Origin of the sequence: Empedobacter tilapiae (assembly GCF_004785645.1) — a bacterium.
Taxonomy (GTDB): Bacteria; Bacteroidota; Bacteroidia; order Flavobacteriales; family Weeksellaceae; genus Empedobacter; species Empedobacter tilapiae.
Window position 1 is genome coordinate 94,295 of record NZ_SRPE01000007.1, and the last position, 18,221, is coordinate 112,515.

Below are 18,221 nucleotides of genomic sequence, written 5' to 3' on the forward strand. Positions count from 1 at the left end.
CTTTCATTATGAATTTCAAGGATATCGGTGCAGCACCAACAACACAAACTTATGATCGTAATAAAATTGATGAAAAAACAGGAAACTTATACGAGTCAATTGTAATTATGGGAAAAAGAGCAGAACAAATCAACCAAGAAATGAAAACTGAATTAATTCAGAAATTGGATGAATTTGCTGCACATACAGATTCTTTAGAAGAAGTTTTTGAAAACAGAGAACAAATCGAAGTTTCAAAATTCTACGAAAGATTACCAAAACCGACTTCTATAGCGGTTAAGGAATGGTTAGACAATGACGTATATTATAGAAATCCAAATGAGGATAAATAATGTCTGTTTTACATAGTAAAAAAATTCTTTTGGCAGTATCTGCTGGAATAGCGGCCTATAAAGCCGCTTTTCTTGTTAGAGGGCTTATTAAAAAAGAAGCTGAAGTAAAAGTTATTATGACTCCTGAAGCTCAAAACTTTGTAACTCCTCTTACACTTTCTACTCTTTCCAAAAATCCAGTTGAATGGGAATTTTTCGGAGACAAAGGAGATTGGAATAATCATGTGGAATATGCTCTTTGGGCAGATTATATGATCATAGCTCCTTGTACAGCAAATACTCTTTCTCATATGGCTGACGGAACTTGTGATAATTTAGTTTTAGCAACTTATCTTTCAGCAAAATGTCCAGTTTTTTTTGCTCCAGCAATGGATTTAGATATGTACAAACATCCTTCTACTCTAGAAAATATATCTAAATTAGAATCATTTGGAAATATTTGTATTCCCGCTGAAGCAGGTGAATTAGCAAGTGGCTTAGTTGGAGAAGGTAGAATGGCTGAACCAGAAAACATTATTGCATTTTTAGAAAAGACAATTGAAGCTACACTCCCTCTATTTGGAAAAAAAGTAGTTGTTTCTGCTGGTCCTACATACGAAAACTTAGATCCTGTTCGTTTTATAGGTAATTATTCTTCAGGAAAAATGGGATTTGAGATTGCGAAAGCGGCTGCAAATCTAGGTGCAAAAGTCATTTTGGTTAGTGGTCCAAGTCATGAATCTGTTACTGGTTTTCCTATTGAACGAATTAATGTTGTCTCTGCTCGTGATATGTACGAAGCAATGCATACTAATTTTTCTGATGCAGATGTTGTAGTAATGTCAGCTGCAGTCGCAGATTATCGTCCGAAAGAGATAGCAGAACAAAAAATCAAGAAAGAAAACGATAATAATTTAATCATCGAATTAGTTAAGAATCCCGATATTCTAAAATCATTAGGAGAAATCAAAACACATCAATTGTTAATTGGTTTTGCATTAGAAACAAATAATGAAGAAGAATATGCGAAGAAAAAATTAGCTAAAAAGAATCTTGATTTTATTGTTCTTAATTCAATGCAAGACAAAGAAGCAGGTTTTCAGAAGAATACAAATAAAATTACAATTATCGACAAAGATTTATCGATGCAACAATTTGAAGCGAAATCAAAAACAGATGTTGCAGAAGATATCTTAAATGTTATTTTAAATAAATTATAACAATATAATGAAGAAGTTAGCCTCAATTTTCTTTTCAACATGTTTAGCTATTTCTGCTTTTTCTCAGAATCTTATAGCTGATGTAAAAGTTGATTATTCAATGGTTCAAGGTTCGAATACTCAAATATTTCAGACTTTAGAAAAATCTTTGACAACATTTATCAATTCTACGAAATGGACAAATGATCGATTAAAAACGTATGAAAGAATTGAAGCTAGTTTCGTTATTACTGTGAAAGAACGAGAAGGAAACAGATTAAAAGGTTCTATTTTAGTTCAGTCTCGTCGACCAGTATTCAATTCTACTTACTATACTCCTATTTTAAATTTATCAGACGACAACTTTACATTTCAGTACCAAGAATTTGAAGAATTAATTTTTAATGATCGTAAATTCAGTGGAAAGAATTTAACAGATGTAATTACCTATTATGTTTATTTGGTTTTAGGATATGACGCAGATTCTTTTATGAAAGAAGGAGGAACAGAATATTTTAAAATGGCAAAAAAAATAGCAGATTTTGGACAAGCTAATAATAACTTTACTGGGTGGAGTGAAATGGATGGATTAAAATCGCGAACTTCTTTAATTAACAATATCTTAAAAACAGACAATTCAACATTACGTAATATAAACTATCAATATCATCGAAATGGTTTAGATATTATGTCTGAAAATGAATTAAGAGGAAAGAATGCGATAGGAAATACATTATTACAATTAGAATTCTATCAGAGAGGAAATTATGCTCAATTTTATCCATTAGAACTTTTTTTGACAGCCAAAAATAGTGAAATTAGTCAAGTGTTTTCGGGTGGACAAGTTTCCACAGTTAATATTGAAAAATTAAAAGAAATTTTAAATTCAATCGCTCCAAAGTATAGTGATACATATTGGAATAAAATGAAAAAGTAAAATGTTAAAAATTCTTCGCGTTAATAATTTTGCAATTATAGATCAATTAGAAATTGATTTTCACAAAGGAATGACTACAATCACTGGTGAAACTGGTGCAGGAAAATCAATTCTTTTAGGAGCTTTAAAGTTAGTTTTAGGAGAACGTGCGGATTTAAAAGCATTGAAAAATGCAGATGAAAAATGCATTATAGAAGCTGTTTTTGATATTAAAGATTTAGAATTAATTGACTTTTTTGAAGAATATGATTTAGATTACGAAGATGAATCTATTCTTCGAAGAGAGTTGTTGCCTTCTGGTAAATCTCGAGCATTTATCAATGATACACCTGTTAAAGTTTCTATTTTACAAGAATTATCAGAATTATTAATTGATATTCATTCTCAATTTAATACACCGAAAATATTTGAAGCTGATTTTCAGTTATCTATGTTAGATATTTATGGAGAGAATAAAGACTTATTAAAAGAATACAAAAAAGATTTTAATCAATATATTTCTATAAAAAAGAAAATTAAAGAAGCTCAGAATTCATTAGAAAATCAATCACAAGATTTAGAATATAAATTGCATTTATGGGAAGAATTAAATAATGCTTCGCTAAAAAATGATGAATTAGAACAATTGGAAATTGAGATAAAATCTTTATCAAATGTAGAAGAAATTATTTCAACTTTGAATGAAACTTATCAATTTTTAGAACATTCTGAAATGGGAATTATTTCTCAATTGAACGAAGCAAGTAATAAATTGAATAAGATTTCAGATTATAATTCACAATATAATTCTATTTATGAACGCTTAATTTCATCTAAAATAGAACTTCAAGATATTTCTGGAGAAATGAGTCATCTAATTGAATCAACAGAAATTAATCCTGAACGTTTACAAGAGATAACTGAACGTTATGATTTGATTCATAAACTATTAAGAAAACATAATGTTTTAACTATTGAAGAATTAAAGATTAAACGTGATGAACTAGAAAATCAAACTTCTGGCTTTGATAATTTAAGTGATTTAATAATTCATTTGAATAAAGAACTTAATTCCACTTCTGAAAAACTTGAAAAACAAGCTAAAAAAGTTAGAAAAAATAGAATTTCTTCTATTGAAATAATTAGAAAAAATATACTAAATACTCTATCTCAATTAGGAATGGAAAATTCTCAATTAAATATTCAACTGAATGAAACATCTGATTTTACTCCAAATGGAAAAGATGAAGTCTTGTTTCTATTTTCTGCGAATAAAGGAATGGAACCTCGTATTTTCGAAAAATCTGTTTCTGGAGGAGAACGATCAAGATTGATGTTGGCTATAAAAAAATTATTAGCAACTCATCAACATTTACCTACTTTGATTTTAGATGAAATTGATACGGGAATTTCAGGAAAAGTTGCAAACGAAACAGGAAAAGTTATGCAATCTATGGCTGAGAACATGCAACTTTTAGTAATTACACACTTACCTCAAGTTGCTTCAAAAGGAAATTATCAATTGAAAGTTTATAAAGAAGTAGTTGGTGAAACAACACAAACAAGTGTAATTGAATTATCAGAACAACAACGTTTAGAAGAAATAGCACAGATGATTTCTGGGTCTGAATTAACAGATGCAGCAATTAATCAAGCAAAAGAATTAATGAATTTAAATTAATAAAACAATAAATTAAATTAATATAAAAAAAGCCACTCAATTGAGTGGCTTTTTTTACTAAGATTAGATGTGTTTATTGCCATCCTCCTCCTACAGCACGATATAATTCGACCATTGAAGACAAAGATGATAACTTAGCATCAACTACATTCAATTCTGCATTCAAACCATTATCTCTTGCAGTAATTACTTCTAAATAGTTTGCCATACCGTAGTTTAACAATTCTTCAGAATATGTAATTGCTTGATTATATAATTGATATTCTTTTTGTTTATATTCAGCTTTTTTAACTGCAGCATCATATGTATATAAAGCATCAGACACCTCTTTACTCGCATTTAATATTTTGCTTTTATAATTAATTAAAGCATTTTCTTGATTTGCTAAAGCAACTTCTTTTTGCGTACGCAATTTACGTTGTTGTAACAAAGGTTGAGTTAAGTTACCGATAACCGTTGCAAATAAAGATTGCGCACTGAATAACTTATCAATATCAATACCTTGTACACCGCCAGTTGCAGTGATAGAAAGAGAAGGATAAAAACTTGCATTTGCAACATTTACATTCTCAAAAGCATTCATCAATCCAAATTCAGCAGCTTTGATGTCAGGACGATTTTCTAATAACTGAGCTGGAACACCAACAGATAATTTTGCATTAACTTGTTGAGAAGCTATATTTGTACGATTAATTGATTGAGGATTTGTTCCTAATAAAACACTCATTACATTTTCGTTCAATTTGATACCATTTTCAACATCAACCAATAAAGATTTTACGTTAAATAATTGAGCTTCTGTTTGGTTAACCGCAACTTCTGTTACACTTCCTGCTTCTTTCAAAGCTTTTGTCGTTTCTAAACTTTGTTCACGGTTAATTAATGTTTTATCTAAGATTCTTTTTTGCTCATCTAAAGCTAATAAGTTGTAATATGCATTTGCAATAGAAGCAACAATTTGTGTTTTAACTGCTTTATGTGCTTCTATAGTTTGCAAATAAGTTGCAGATGATGCACGTTGATTACTTCTAATTTTACCCCAAATATCTGCTTCCCAACTTAAGTTTCCTGAAACTTCGTATTGGTTTGCTGCTCTTTTACCTCCCTGATTAGCAATAGCTGCACCAAACTGAGTATTTACAGAACTTTCTGTAAAAGTGTATTTTGGACCAACAGATAAAGTCGGTAAATATCCTGCTTTACCTTGCTTTGCATACGCTTCAGCAACTGCAATATTTTGCAGTGCTGAACGTATATCTAAATTATTTTGTAGACCTTGATTAATCAAAGCTTGTAATTGTGTATCTGTAAAAATTTGTTTCCAAGAAACAGTTGCAACACTAGCACTGTCTTTTGCAATAACATCTGTTCTGAAATTTGCCTCATTTACAATAACTTCAGGACGTTTATAATCTTTTGCAACGAAACAAGATTGAACAGCAAACAATCCAGCTGCGATTAAAGTAATATTAAAAATTCTGTACTTTTTCATTTTTAGATTGAATTATTATGTTCAATTTCTTCTTGTGGACGATCAAATTTAATTGGTTTTATTCTCTCTTGAATTGATTGGAAAATAACAAACAATACAGGAATAACAAATACTCCTAATATAGTACCAATTAACAATCCAAATGCAGCACCTGTACCAACAGAACGGTTACCCGCTGAAGAAACTCCTGTTGCGAATACTAATGGCATCAATCCTAAAATGAATGCAAAAGATGTCATTAAGATAGGACGTAAACGAGCTTTTGCTCCGTCAATAGCAGCTTGTACAATTGTCATTCCATGCATACGTCTTTGTAAAGCAAACTCTACAATCAAAATGGCATTCTTGGCTAATAATCCCACTAACATGATTAAGGCAATTTGGAAATAGATATTATTTTCTAATCCAGCAAGCCATTGAGCTAAATAAGCACCCATCATACCACAAGGTACAGATAGTAATACTGCTAATGGTAATACATAAGACTCATATTGTGCAGAAAGAATGAAGTATACAAAAACAATACATAAGGCAAAAATCATTGCTGTTTGAGAACCTGAATTAATCTCTTCACGAGTAAGACCTGTAAAGTCTGTTCCATAAGAAGTAGATAATGTCTGTTCAGAAACTTCATTAATAGCTCCAATTGCATCACCTGTAGAAAACCCTGGTTTTACTGCTCCTGTAATATTAGCTGATGTGAATAAGTTAAAACGATTTACAGAGTTAGGTCCATATACTCGTTTTAAAGTTACGAATTGAGATACTGGAGTCATTTCTCCTGTAGATGTCTTTACAAACATTTTATTTAAACTCATTTCATTCACACGATCATCAGGAGAAGCTTGGATATACACACGATATTGTTTACCAAAACGTGTAAAATCCGCAGCATAAAGCCCTCCGATATACCCTTGTAATGTTGAGAAAATTGAACTTACAGAAACACCTGATTGTTTTGCTCTTTCAATATTTACATCAATCTCATACTGAGGGAAATTAGTATTTAAAGAAGTTTGAGCATACATAATTTCTGGACGTTGCATTAACGCGCCAATATATTCTTTTGCAACTTTGTCAAAATCAGCAATATCTCCTCCTGTTTTGTCTAATAATTTCAATTCGAAACCTGAAGACATTCCAAAACCAGGAATTGCTGGTGGTTGGAAAAAGATCATTTGAGCATCAGAAAATTGAGCTGCTGCTCCAAATAATTTTCCAATGATTGTTTCGATAGCCACATCAGGAGTTGTACGTTCTTCAAATGGTTTCAATTTAACGAACATCATACCATAGTTAGATCCTGCTCCCGAAATAATTGAGTTACCAGAGATGATTGTTGCTTTATCAATTCCAGGGATTTTTTCAATTGCTTTTTGAAATTGTTTTTCAACTTCATAAACACGATCCATAGAAGCTCCTGCAGGTAATTCGATATTACCGATAATAAATCCATTATCTTCTGCTGGTACAAACCCTGTTGGCATTATTTTTCCGAATCCCCATATTCCTATACCAGATCCTATAATAATTAAGAAGGTTACCCATTTATGTTTAAAAAGGAATTTAAACGAATTACCATATTTATGAGTAATTGTATTAAACGCTGTATTAAAAGAGTCAAAAAAACGTTGAATGAAATTACGTTTATGTTCTCCTTCTTGATGTGGTTTTAAAAATAAAGCACATAAAGCAGGCGATAATGTTAAGGCATTTAATGCCGAAATTAAAATTGCTACAATTAACGTAATACCAAATTGTTTATAGAAAACACCTGTTGGACCTGAGATAAATGTTACTGGTACAAACACAGCACACATTACTAATGTAATTGAAATAATGGCACCTGTAATTTCGTCCATTGCACTTCTTGTTGCCTCAAGTGGAGATTCATGATGAGATTCCATTCGAGCATGCACTGCTTCCACAACAACAATCGCATCATCCACCACAATACCAATGGCGAGAACTAAAGCGAATAAAGTTAAAAGGTTTAACGAGAATCCTGCCAAGTTCAAGAAAAAGAATGTACCAATAATAGAGACCGGTACAGCAATTAACGGAACCAATGTAGAACGGAAATCTTGTAAGAAAATATAAACTACTATAAATACCAATATAAAGGCTTCAATCATAGTATGAACTACTTTTTCAATTGATGCATCTAAAAATGTATTTGTATCCATTAAAATTGAGTACGAAACACCTTCTGGGAATTGAGATTCAGCTTTCTTTAATTCCTCTCTCAAATTAACAATAATTTCTTGTGCATTAGATCCTGGAGTCTGATAAACAGCAAATACAGCCGAAGGATCACCATTCATCGAAGAACGCGCTGAATAAGATTGAGCTCCAAACTCAATATTAGCTACATCTTTTAAACGTAATACTTCTCCATTTGGAAGCGATTTAATTACAATATTACGATATTGATCTTCTGTTTTATATCGACCTGAATATGTAATTGTGTATTGGAAAGATTGCCCCGAGTTTTCTCCTAATGCACCAGCTGCTGCCTCAAGAGATTCCTGAGATAATGCTGCAGATACATCTGAAGGAATAAGACCATAACTAGCCATACGAGAAGGGTCTAACCAAATACGCATAGAATAAGTCATTGCTCCAAATACTGTTGCATCCCCTACACCACTTACACGTTTTAAAGCTGGAATAATATTAATATTCAAATAATTCTGCAAGAATACTTCATCATATTTAGGATTCGTTGAATAAAAAGATGTGAACATTAATGCAGATGTTTGTTGCTTTTGTGTTACAACTCCTGAACGAGTTACCTCTGAAGGTAATAAAGGTGTAGCACGTGCTACACGATTTTGAACGTTTACCTGAGCTATATCTCCATCAACACCTGGTTTAAAAATTACATCAATAGAAGCAGAACCATTATTAGAAGCTGTAGATTGAATATAATCCATTCCTTCTACACCATTCACTTGTTCTTCTATAGGAATAATAACAGATTCCATCACCGTTTTAGCATTTGCTCCAGGATATGAAGCTGATATTTTTACAGTTGCTGGTGCGATATCTGGATACTGAGTAACAGGAAGCGTCAAAAGCCCTAGTATACCCAGAATTAATATGATAATAGAAATAACCGTAGACAATACGGGTCTTTCAATAAACTTTTTTAACATATCTTTTTACAATTTAGAAAATTGGTTTTGTAGATTCTACAATTTGATCAAAGTTTGCTGGAGTTGGTTTTACAGCCGTTTTGTCTCTTAATTTACCTACACCTTGTGCAACAACTTTATCTCCTTTCTTAACACCTTCTTTTACTACTGCCATATTATTAGCTCTTTCAATAACTGTAATTGGAGTTGCATAAGCTGTATCTTTAGTTACTTTATAAACATATGTCATACCTTGTTGTTCAAAAGTTGCTGCTTCTGGAACAACTAATACATCTACAAATGTTTTTGGAACACGAATACGACCAGAGTTTCCGTTTGCTAAAATTTTAGCTTCATTATTAAATGTTACACGAAAATCTATAGTACCTGTAGTAGGGTTAATTTGACCAGTAACAGTTTGAATTTTACCTTTTTCAGGATAAACATCTCCATTTGCTAAAACCAAATCAACTGCTGGTATTTTATTTAATTTGTCTTTTAAAGTGCTTCCTTCAGACTTTGAAATAAAGTCTAAATACTCTTTCTCATTCATAGAGAAATAAGCATAAACTTTACTTGTATTAGAAACAGTTGTAATTGCCATTTGATCAGTCGGACCAACTAATGTTCCCTGACGAGAATTAATAGAACCAATAACTCCGCTGATAGGAGCTCTTACAATAGAGTAATCCACATTAGCTTGTGCTCCTTTGTAATTAGCTTGTGCTTGTGTTACGCCAGCTTTAGCTTGTCCCAAAGCTGCAACAGCTTGATTGTGCCCTGCTTGTGCTTTCGCTAAATTAGCTTTTGCAGTTTCTAATTGTACATTACTTATAATATTTTTCTGTACCAATGGAGTCAACTTGTTTACTTCTACCTGAGCGGCTTGTACTGCTGCTTGAGCTGCATTTACATTAGCTTGAGCTGCGCTTACATTAGCTTGAGCTGCACCTACACCAGATTTCAAAGCATCAGCATTTTGAGTTAGTACATTTGTTTCTAATCTAAATAAAGGTTGTCCAGCTTGAACATATTGACCTTCATCAACATATACTTCTGTTATATACCCTTGTATTTTAGCACGAACATCGTTATTCACAATACCTTGAATATTTGCAGGATATTCATCATAACTTGTCACAACTTTAGTAGGCACATCAACAACTGGATAAGGAGTTGGACCTTGTGCTTGTTGAGCAGATGCATCTTTCTTACCACAAGAACTTAATGCAATTGCCAAAGCACCAACCATTATAACGTTAACGTTTTTCATATTACTTTTACTTATTTTCTAGTTGAATTTTATTAATTTTTAGGATTGTTTCATCCAATAACTCTTTTGTTTGATTTAGGTGGTGTAAGTAAATATCTATTACTCTATTATCTGCATTTTTAGAAAGCGTATTATTAGCTAACTTATGTTCTTTTATACGATTTGTAAAAACAATATCTTGTGAAATCATTTCGAATAAAAAATCTAGCTTCTCTGTTAAATAATTAAAGTTTAATCTAAAATATCTTTTTCGAGAGTTAATTTTATTAATATATTCAATATGCTTCATTGATAACAGATAGTTTATCGAATTTGATAAAGAACTTTTACTAACATTAAAAACTTCTAAAAGTTCTTCAAAAGTAAAACCTTCTTCATTAGACTCTAAAACCATATATGCTTGTAATTTTGCTGTCAATGGAGGAAATTTGTATGTTTTCTCCAAAAACGCGCTAAAACTGCAAAAAAGATCTATATTACAAGCCTGATTTTCTATATTCATAATATGTGTTTAAATCTATAAAAACCATGCAAATATAAAATAGTTAGTTCGTTTTACACAGAACTAACTATTCTTTTTTCAAATATTTAACAATAAATTAAATTAATATTTATGCTAATTCATGTTTTTTATTCAACAAAAAATATACCAAAACACTTATAATAAACACATTAAGATACAATTTCTAAGATTTTTATGTAACAAATCAATAACATTATACTATTTATCCAAGGTGAAAACAAATAGATGTATTCTTTAAAAAATTGTTAATTTTAACAATATCTTCTTCATAATCATATTTCAAATCATCATGAAATTTTTCAAAAAGCGATTGAATTAATTTCAGCCTACCTGATTGATATTTGTATAATTTTTCGGCATTATCTCCAGTTGTATAAGTTGCAAAAAGATAAGGATAACGACTAAAAGATTCTTGAATAATATATTTTCTTAATTCAAATTCTGATACTTTATCTTTTGTAATTTGAACATGATAATTAACAATTCCACTCAATGTTTTTAGTGTCAATAACAGCTGCCGATGACTCCTATTAATATTAATCTGATTGATTAAATGATGAGACTTTTCAAACTGTAAATCAATCTTTTCATATATACTTTTCACACGATATTGCAGATCATTTTCATCCTCTAATAACTGAAAATGCAAATGCTCTACTAAAGCTTCATCTTTATTGATAAGACGCAAAAGAAGTTTATCTTTTTCTTTTGAAGGAAGATCTAAAATAGAGTTTTTCAATTCAGGAACGTCTTTCAATTTCATACTTTTTTTATTTGTTGTTAGCTTGTTTAAAAGTACAAAATTATTCAAGAAAATTCGTTTTATCCAAAACGAACAAATCATATAAATAATGTATATTCGAAAAAAAATCATAACCTAAATGTCAAAATCACTCAAAATTTACATCATCTTCTCAATTGTTCTTATTCTATTTTTATTGAGTTTAAACCTGATTGGTTTGAATTTAAAAGGAGAATATACCTATCAAATCCTTGTTTGGACTTGGATTATTTTCACCTTTTACATCGTAATTAAATTTTGGAAAATCATCTACATCAAAATTTATGGATTTCTGCTTTTTGCTTTAGTTGGATTGAGCATTTTACCAATGGCTATCCCTTTTTTCTCTATTCTTAGTTTTTTATTTAATCTAAACACAATACAAACCATTAAAGTAAACGATAAATACAAAATAGTTGTTACGAAAAAAGTTATGGCAATGAAACGTGCTTATATCTATAATAATGAATCAAAATTTCTTGTTTTAGAAAAATCAAACAATATTGCAAGGCCAGATTATAGTGATATTGTTTCTGAAACATTGAATCTCAATTCTGATGATCCCAAATTATATGAATTAGAAAATACACCTATTCAGCAGGCTAAATTAATTTCTGTTAACAAGGATAGTATTGGAATTGAATATCAAATTCTCAACAAAAAGAAAATTATTTATCATAATCTTAACGAAACTTATGGTTATTAAACGTATTTCGTGATTTATAATCCGTACTTTTGCACTCCGAAAAAAGGATTACATTATGAAAAGCGTTGTAGAACACAGAAAATTACTTGGAGTTGATAAAAATGTTACTCTAAAAGAGTTGAAAACAATTTACAGAAATACGATGAAAGATGCGCATCCTGATAAATTTATCAACGACGAAGCAGGTAAAATAGAAGCTGAAGAAAAAAGTAAAGTTGTGATCGAAGCTTACCACTTTTTAGTAAGTGTAAATCCTGAAACGCACGAAAAAAACAAAGAAGAATATACTGCTACAACGGCAAAATCTAACATTCATGATTTTTATATGGATGAGCAAATTTTGAAAGTAGAACATTTAGACGGAAATCATTACGAATATTTCGGTGTTCCTAAAAATACGTACATCAAAATGGTTAATTCTGATTCTCCAAGCCGTTTTGCAAGAAGACATATTTATGGGAAATTTACGCATAGAAAAGCTGGTGAAGCAATGAAAGATTAATTATCTGAACGATATAAAACTAAAAAACCACTTCTTGAGAAGTGGTTTTTTTATACTTATAATTTGATTAGTTTCCTAAAATGTAATTAAAAATCAACGGTGCTACGATAGTTGCATCAGATTCGATCATGTATTTTGGTGTATCGATATCTAATTTACCCCAAGTAATTTTCTCGTTTGGAACAGCTCCTGAATAAGATCCGTAAGATGTCGTAGAGTCAGAAATTTGACAGAAATACGCCCAGAAAGGAACATCAGTCCACTCTAAATCTTGGTACATCATTGGAACAACACAAATAGGGAAATCTCCTGAGATACCACCTGCAATTTGGAAGAAACCAACTCCTTTACCTTCAGAATTCGCACGATACCATTCTGTTAAGTAAATCATGTATTCAATTCCAGATTTTACTGTAGATGCTTTTAAATTTCCTTTGATTACATTAGACGCAAAAATGTTTCCTGTTGTAGAATCTTCCCAACCTGGACAAACAATCGGTAAATTTTTCTCAGCTGCAGCAACAATCCAAGAATCTTTAGGATCAATTTCGTAATATTGCTCTAAAACTCCAGAATTTACAACTTGGTATAAGAATTCGTGTGGTAAATAACGCTCACCTTTTTCTTCTGCCGCATGCCAAACATTCTCTAAATGCTCTTGTAAACGACGAAAAGCTTCCTCCTCTGGAATACAAGTATCTGTAACACGGTTGAAATGTGTATCTAACAGCTCGCGCTCTTGCTCTGGTGTTAAATCACGGTAATTGGGAATTCTTTTATAATGAGAATGCGCAACTAAATTCATTACGTCTTCTTCTAAATTTGCTCCTGTACAAGAAATGATATGCACTTTATCTTGGCGAATCATCTCAGCTAATGAAATTCCTAATTCAGCAGTAGACATTGCTCCACCCAAAGAAATTAACATTTTACCACCTTCTAACAAGTGTTGCTCATATCCTTTTGCAGCATCAACTAAAGCAGCTGCATTAAAGTGTCTATAGTTATGTTCTATAAACTGACTGATTGGTCCTTTACTCATTTTATTTGTTTTTTTTATTTAAATTCAATTATTTGTATCCCAAAGTATTCAACACATCTTGATGCGTTTGCTCTTCGGAATATACTTTTGCTTCATAATTTTCGTCAATCAAAATATATTTGGGTTGAGGAATCAAACAGTGATTAATTCCACCAAATCCACTAATATTATCTTGATATGCTCCTGTATTAAAGAAACCAATATACAATGGTTTTGCTTGATCATATTTCGGAAGATAAATAGCGTTTACGTGTTGTTCTGAGTTATAATAATCATCAGAATCACATGTTAAACCTCCTAATAACACACGCTCATACTTATCGTACCAACGGTTAATTGGCAACATTACAAATCGTTTCGAAATTGCCCAAGCATCTGGCAAAGTTGTCATAAAAGAAGAATCAATCATATCCCAATATTCCTTATCATTTTGTTTCTTTTGATAAAGAATTTTGTAGACCACTCCTCCACTTTCTCCTACTGTAAATGAGCCAAATTCTGTAAAAATGTTTGGAACAGGAATTCCTTCTTCATCACAAATCATTTTAATTTGCAACAAGATTTCTTTCGCCATGTATTCGTAATCATATTCGAAATTCAACGAATTTTTGATTGGGAATCCACCTCCAATATTCAAACTATCTAATTCTGGACAAACTTTTTTAAGGTTTACATAAACTCTCAAACATTTTGTCAACTCATTCCAATAATATGAATTGTCTTTAATTCCTGTATTAATAAAGAAATGAAGCATTTTCAATTTAATGCGTTCATTTGGTTTTACCATTGTTTGATAAAACGGTACAATATCCTTGTAGCCAATTCCTAAACGAGAAGTATAAAACTCAAATTTCGGTTCTTCTTCAGATGCAATACGAATTCCGATTTCAAAATCGCCTTCTATCGCTTCCGAAAACAAATCAACTTCTTCGTAATTATCAATCACTGTGATTGTTTTACGATGTCCGCTGTTTACCAAACGAGCAATATTTTCTACATATTCCTCACGTTTGAAACCGTTACAAACAACATATTGATCGTCATTAATCAATCCTTCTCCAATCAAATTTTCGACAATATTAATGTCAAATGCAGAAGATGTCTCGATGTGAATATGGTTTTTTAATGCTTCGCCTAAAATATGACGAAAGTGAGAACTTTTTGTACAATAACAATAATTGTAAGTTCCTTCATAGTTTAACTCTTCACGCGCTTTTTCAAACCAACCTTTCGCTTTTTGTATATTTTGCGAGATTTTAGGTAAATAAGTAAATTTCAATGGTGTTCCATGTTCTTCGACCAAAGCTTTTAGGTCAATTCCATTAAATTTTAAGTACTCTCCATCTAATTCAAATTCATCTTGTGGAAAGTCAAATGATTGCGTGATTAAATCTATGTATTTAGTTTTCATTATGCTTTATAAATGTTACGTGTGTTTAATAATTCTAAAAAATTTGCGAGAAAAATTTAGGGTATTACAGACGTATCGCATAATATACATTGCGAAGCAATAAAGGGAAAGAATAATTCTTAGACTCTTTTCTATTCATTAAAAGTAATGCGTTGAGATTTTTTCTATTTTCAACGCTTTCGAATAAAAGGTTAAAACTCATCAACTTTTTTATTAAAAAAAATTATAAAATACTTGTCGCAAATATAAGTTTTTTAATTCTGTTAAAAAGATAAAATAATATTAAAATTTAGCTGATAAAAGCTATATTGAATGTTATTCTTCAATATTCAAATTAGGGAATTTATTTTTTAATAAAGGTAAATCACGAGAACTTTGATTTGACAAACTCAATTTTCCATTCTTGTAATCAAAAAATAATTCACCAAAATATTTTACTTTGCCTTTTTCAATATTGAAATCGATATTAATTGGTAAATCTAATGTTGAATTTGACAAGCCTCCATTAGAGAAAACTCTAAATGTAGTAAATTGATATTTACCATTCTTTTCCTTGATTGCAAAAAAATACACAGCTTTTTCATTATCAAAAAAATCAGGTTTAAATTTCATTTTAACAGTTTGTGATGGATTTATCCTAACAGATTTTTGACCATAAAAATGATCTATATCCTCTCCTGTATAAAAATATAGATAACTATTAAAAATAGGTTTCTCATTTTTAAAAGACATTGTACCTACAATCATACCATCATTGGAGTATGTATTAATCTCTTGAGGAATATTATTAGATGGTAAAGTTGCACAAGAGGTAGTGATTAAAAAAATAATAATTAAAGCTAAAATTTTATTCATATTTATATCATTGTTATCTGTAAAAATAATTATTTTTCATCAATCTCATTAAATTATTATAATAATCAACAATTGTTCAAAAATTTATTTTTTCTTTAAGGTTTAGCAAGGTTAAATATTGTATTTTTGAAATCGTTTTGAACGTAAATTATGGGTAAAATTATTGCTATTGCTAACCAAAAAGGTGGTGTTGGTAAAACGACAACTTCGTTAAACCTTGCCGCTTCATTAGGTGTTTTAGAGAAAAAAGTTTTATTAATTGACGCAGATCCGCAAGCAAATGCAACATCTGGTTTGGGTTTTGATTTGGATGAAATCGAAGCAGGAACCTATGAAGTATTGGAAAATGAAGTGCTTGCGAGCAAAGCTATTTTACAATCAGAATCGCCAAACCTAGACTTGATGCCTGCTCATTTAGATTTAGTTGCTGCCGAGATTGAGATTGTAGATTACGAGAACCGCGAATACATGTTAAAAAACGCGTTGTCAGAAATCAAAGATCAATATGATTATATTATTATAGATTGTGCGCCTTCACTTGGCTTGATTACTTTGAACGCGCTTACAGCTGCTGATTCTGTGATTATTCCTATTCAGTGCGAATATTTCGCGTTAGAAGGTTTAGGTAAATTATTAAATACGATAAAAGGAATTCAACAACATCACAACAAAGAACTAGATATAGAAGGTTTATTGTTAACGATGTACGATTCGCGCTTACGCCTTTCTAATCAGGTGTTAGACGAAGTGAACAATCATTTTCCGCAAATGGTTTTCAAAACAATTATTACTCGAAATGTGCGTTTGTCAGAAGCACCAAGTTTTGGCGAAACAATTATTCAGTACGACGCAGCAAGTAAAGGTGCAGAAAATTACTTAAATTTAGCGCGTGAATTTTTAATTAACAACAACGATACAGTTTAAATAAAATGGCAAAGCCAAATAAAAATAATCGCTTGGGACGTGGATTATCTGCTCTATTAAAGGATGAACCAACTGTAAAAACAGCACAAGATGAAGGTGCAAAAAAATTGGTTGGAAACATTTTGGAAATAGATTTAGAAAAAATCACCGCGAATCCTTGGCAACCACGAACTAATTTCGATAAAAAAGCTTTAGAGGAATTGGTTTCGTCTATTCAAACATTAGGCGTTATTCAACCGATTACGATTCGTAAAAAACCAACTGGAGAATATGAATTGATTTCTGGTGAAAGACGTTTTCGCGCTTCACAACTAGCTGGAAAAAAAACAATTCCGGCTTATGTTCGTTTAGCAAATGACCAAGAAATGCTAGAAATGGCATTAGTCGAAAATATTCAGCGTCAAGATTTAGATGCGATTGAAATTGCACTTTCTTACCAACAATTGATTGATGAAATCAAGTTAACGCAAGAGGAATTAAGTAAACGTGTTGGAAAAGATAGAACGTCTATTACCAATTATTTACGCTTGTTGAAATTAGACCCAATCATCCAAACAGGAATTCGTGACGGAATGATTTCAATGGGACATGGCCGCGCTTTGATGGCAATTGATGACACTGATTTACAATTTGATATTTACGAAAAAATTGTCAAAAACAATTTATCTGTTCGTGATACAGAACGTTTAATCAAATCGATAAAAGAAGGAAAACCAGAGAAAAAAGCAACAAATGAATTGCCTTCTCAGTACAAAGAAGCGTTGAGTTCTATTTCAAATACATTGAATACGAAAGTTGAAATAAAACGTGCGAATAATGGAAAAGGTAAAATCATTTTGAATTTTACTTCTGATGATGAGTTTGAACGATTAAGAAAATTTTTAAATGAAAATTAAAGTATTCTTACTTGGATTAACTATTTCTTCGACGTTTGCTTTTGGTCAAGTTAAAGCTGACTCTTTAGTAGTTGTCGAAAATAATGTTATTGTAAACGATACGATGAGCGTAACTAAAGAAGCATTAATGGAAAAAAGTCCAATTAGAGCCTCTTTGTATTCGGCTATTTTGCCTGGTGCTGGACAATTGTACAACAAAAAATGGTTAAAAGCACCTATTGCGCTTGGTTTGGTCGGTACAGGAACAGGTTTCACTATTTATTACAATAATTTATACAAAAAATACCGAAAAGCATATATTGCTGTAAGAGAAGGAACGCCAAACGAATTCACAGGAATTTTATCTCCAGATCAACTAGCAGTTATTCAAGATGATTACAAACGCAAACGCGATTATAGTGTAGCCTTAACTGCATTGGCTTATTTACTAAATATAGTTGATGCAACTGTAGATGCACATTTATTTACAGTTCGTAATGACACAGAAATGTCATTCAAACCAACAGTTATTCAAGATCAAATGACATTAGAGCCAGTTTTAGGATTGGCATTTAACTTAAAATTTTAGAAAT

The 18,221-nt window shown here is 31.0% G+C and carries 17 protein-coding genes; 9 read left to right on the forward strand and 8 right to left on the reverse strand.

The genetic code is table 11. From position 1 onward, the window contains the following. The first annotated feature begins 8 nt into the window (after window positions 1–8). Genes E4J94_RS10990 through recN form a run of 4 tightly spaced genes read left to right on the forward strand, consistent with a single transcriptional unit; the run spans window position 9 to window position 4,107 of the window. Entirely contained in the window at window positions 9–332 is a 324-nt protein-coding gene (locus tag E4J94_RS10990; RefSeq protein WP_019973784.1) for a DNA-directed RNA polymerase subunit omega, read from the forward strand. Beyond that, complete coding sequence (gene coaBC / locus E4J94_RS10995; protein WP_135835855.1) at window positions 332–1,531, forward strand: bifunctional phosphopantothenoylcysteine decarboxylase/phosphopantothenate--cysteine ligase CoaBC; 1,200 nt, start codon at window positions 332–334, stop codon at window positions 1,529–1,531. Before E4J94_RS10990 ends, coaBC begins: the two co-directional genes overlap by 1 nt. Before the next feature lie 7 nt (window positions 1,532–1,538). Next, window positions 1,539–2,447, forward strand: coding sequence for a type IX secretion system protein PorD (gene porD, locus E4J94_RS11000; RefSeq protein WP_135835856.1), 909 nt, complete (start codon window positions 1,539–1,541; stop codon window positions 2,445–2,447). Window position 2,448: 1 nt separating this feature from the next. Beyond that, on the forward strand, window positions 2,449–4,107 hold the full coding sequence (gene recN / locus E4J94_RS11005) for a DNA repair protein RecN (RefSeq protein ID WP_135835857.1): 1,659 nt from the start codon (window positions 2,449–2,451) through the stop codon (window positions 4,105–4,107). A 73-nt stretch (window positions 4,108–4,180) separates the two neighbouring features. Here recN and E4J94_RS11010 read toward each other — a convergent pair whose 3' ends face one another. The 5 genes from E4J94_RS11010 to E4J94_RS11030 form a co-directional block, all read right to left on the reverse strand. Beyond that, the gene (locus tag E4J94_RS11010; protein ID WP_135835858.1) at window positions 4,181–5,599 is read right to left on the reverse strand and encodes an efflux transporter outer membrane subunit; all 1,419 of its coding nucleotides are present in this window, start codon (window positions 5,597–5,599) and stop codon (window positions 4,181–4,183) included. Window positions 5,600–5,601: 2 nt separating this feature from the next. Next, complete coding sequence (locus tag E4J94_RS11015; RefSeq protein WP_135835859.1) at window positions 5,602–8,757, reverse strand: efflux RND transporter permease subunit; 3,156 nt, start codon at window positions 8,755–8,757, stop codon at window positions 5,602–5,604. Between the two features lie 13 nt (window positions 8,758–8,770). Continuing rightward, window positions 8,771–10,009: an efflux RND transporter periplasmic adaptor subunit gene (locus E4J94_RS11020; protein ID WP_135835860.1), complete on the reverse strand. Its 1,239-nt coding sequence runs from the start codon at window positions 10,007–10,009 to the stop codon at window positions 8,771–8,773. Between the two features lie 7 nt (window positions 10,010–10,016). Further along, the gene (locus E4J94_RS11025) at window positions 10,017–10,511 is read right to left on the reverse strand and encodes a GbsR/MarR family transcriptional regulator (RefSeq protein WP_135835861.1); all 495 of its coding nucleotides are present in this window, start codon (window positions 10,509–10,511) and stop codon (window positions 10,017–10,019) included. A 223-nt stretch (window positions 10,512–10,734) separates the two neighbouring features. Continuing rightward, window positions 10,735–11,295, reverse strand: a complete 561-nt coding sequence (locus E4J94_RS11030; RefSeq protein WP_115000380.1) for a hypothetical protein — start codon at window positions 11,293–11,295, stop codon at window positions 10,735–10,737. 118 nt (window positions 11,296–11,413) lie between these two features. On the opposite strand from E4J94_RS11030, the gene E4J94_RS11035 reads away from it, so the two are divergent. After that, window positions 11,414–12,019, forward strand: a complete 606-nt coding sequence (locus tag E4J94_RS11035) for a hypothetical protein (RefSeq protein WP_135835862.1) — start codon at window positions 11,414–11,416, stop codon at window positions 12,017–12,019. Between the two features lie 55 nt (window positions 12,020–12,074). Further along, complete coding sequence (locus E4J94_RS11040) at window positions 12,075–12,521, forward strand: KTSC domain-containing protein (protein WP_135835863.1); 447 nt, start codon at window positions 12,075–12,077, stop codon at window positions 12,519–12,521. A gap of 67 nt (window positions 12,522–12,588) precedes the next feature. Here the strand turns inward: E4J94_RS11040 and E4J94_RS11045 are convergent, their stop codons facing one another. The 3 genes from E4J94_RS11045 to E4J94_RS11055 form a co-directional block, all read right to left on the reverse strand. Further along, window positions 12,589–13,563 carry a deoxyhypusine synthase family protein gene (locus E4J94_RS11045; RefSeq protein WP_135835864.1) on the reverse strand — a complete coding sequence of 325 codons (975 nt, stop codon included), beginning with the start codon at window positions 13,561–13,563 and terminating at the stop codon, window positions 12,589–12,591. 28 nt (window positions 13,564–13,591) lie between these two features. Then, window positions 13,592–14,974: a type III PLP-dependent enzyme domain-containing protein gene (locus E4J94_RS11050; RefSeq protein WP_135835865.1), complete on the reverse strand. Its 1,383-nt coding sequence runs from the start codon at window positions 14,972–14,974 to the stop codon at window positions 13,592–13,594. A 315-nt stretch (window positions 14,975–15,289) separates the two neighbouring features. After that, window positions 15,290–15,829, reverse strand: a complete 540-nt coding sequence (locus tag E4J94_RS11055; RefSeq protein WP_135835866.1) for a hypothetical protein — start codon at window positions 15,827–15,829, stop codon at window positions 15,290–15,292. 150 nt (window positions 15,830–15,979) lie between these two features. Between E4J94_RS11055 and E4J94_RS11060 the strand changes: the two genes are divergently transcribed. The 3 genes from E4J94_RS11060 to E4J94_RS11070 are packed head-to-tail and all read left to right on the forward strand — an operon-like array spanning window position 15,980 to window position 18,217. Continuing rightward, complete coding sequence (locus E4J94_RS11060; protein ID WP_038330582.1) at window positions 15,980–16,753, forward strand: ParA family protein; 774 nt, start codon at window positions 15,980–15,982, stop codon at window positions 16,751–16,753. A 5-nt stretch (window positions 16,754–16,758) separates the two neighbouring features. Beyond that, window positions 16,759–17,649 (forward strand): ParB/RepB/Spo0J family partition protein, encoded by an 891-nt coding sequence (locus E4J94_RS11065; RefSeq protein WP_135835867.1) that lies wholly within the window; start codon window positions 16,759–16,761, stop codon window positions 17,647–17,649. After that, entirely contained in the window at window positions 17,639–18,217 is a 579-nt protein-coding gene (locus E4J94_RS11070; protein WP_135835868.1) for a DUF5683 domain-containing protein, read from the forward strand. The genes E4J94_RS11065 and E4J94_RS11070 overlap by 11 nt, the downstream gene beginning before the upstream one ends. The last annotated feature ends 4 nt before the right edge of the window (window positions 18,218–18,221 follow it).

Excerpts from the sequence above, each read along its gene's own strand:
- E4J94_RS10990 (WP_019973784.1), top strand. The coding sequence starts at position 9 with ATGAATTTCAAGGATATCGGTGCAGCACCAACAACACAAACTTATGAT.
- coaBC (WP_135835855.1), top strand. The coding sequence starts at position 332 with ATGTCTGTTTTACATAGTAAAAAAATTCTTTTGGCAGTATCTGCTGGA.
- porD (WP_135835856.1), top strand. The coding sequence starts at position 1,539 with ATGAAGAAGTTAGCCTCAATTTTCTTTTCAACATGTTTAGCTATTTCT.
- recN (WP_135835857.1), top strand. The coding sequence starts at position 2,449 with ATGTTAAAAATTCTTCGCGTTAATAATTTTGCAATTATAGATCAATTA.
- E4J94_RS11010 (WP_135835858.1), bottom strand. The coding sequence starts at position 5,599 with ATGAAAAAGTACAGAATTTTTAATATTACTTTAATCGCAGCTGGATTG.
- E4J94_RS11015 (WP_135835859.1), bottom strand. The coding sequence starts at position 8,757 with ATGTTAAAAAAGTTTATTGAAAGACCCGTATTGTCTACGGTTATTTCT.
- E4J94_RS11020 (WP_135835860.1), bottom strand. The coding sequence starts at position 10,009 with ATGAAAAACGTTAACGTTATAATGGTTGGTGCTTTGGCAATTGCATTA.
- E4J94_RS11025 (WP_135835861.1), bottom strand. The coding sequence starts at position 10,511 with ATGAATATAGAAAATCAGGCTTGTAATATAGATCTTTTTTGCAGTTTT.
- E4J94_RS11030 (WP_115000380.1), bottom strand. The coding sequence starts at position 11,295 with ATGAAATTGAAAGACGTTCCTGAATTGAAAAACTCTATTTTAGATCTT.
- E4J94_RS11035 (WP_135835862.1), top strand. The coding sequence starts at position 11,414 with ATGTCAAAATCACTCAAAATTTACATCATCTTCTCAATTGTTCTTATT.
- E4J94_RS11040 (WP_135835863.1), top strand. The coding sequence starts at position 12,075 with ATGAAAAGCGTTGTAGAACACAGAAAATTACTTGGAGTTGATAAAAAT.
- E4J94_RS11045 (WP_135835864.1), bottom strand. The coding sequence starts at position 13,563 with ATGAGTAAAGGACCAATCAGTCAGTTTATAGAACATAACTATAGACAC.
- E4J94_RS11050 (WP_135835865.1), bottom strand. The coding sequence starts at position 14,974 with ATGAAAACTAAATACATAGATTTAATCACGCAATCATTTGACTTTCCA.
- E4J94_RS11055 (WP_135835866.1), bottom strand. The coding sequence starts at position 15,829 with ATGAATAAAATTTTAGCTTTAATTATTATTTTTTTAATCACTACCTCT.
- E4J94_RS11060 (WP_038330582.1), top strand. The coding sequence starts at position 15,980 with ATGGGTAAAATTATTGCTATTGCTAACCAAAAAGGTGGTGTTGGTAAA.
- E4J94_RS11065 (WP_135835867.1), top strand. The coding sequence starts at position 16,759 with ATGGCAAAGCCAAATAAAAATAATCGCTTGGGACGTGGATTATCTGCT.
- E4J94_RS11070 (WP_135835868.1), top strand. The coding sequence starts at position 17,639 with ATGAAAATTAAAGTATTCTTACTTGGATTAACTATTTCTTCGACGTTT.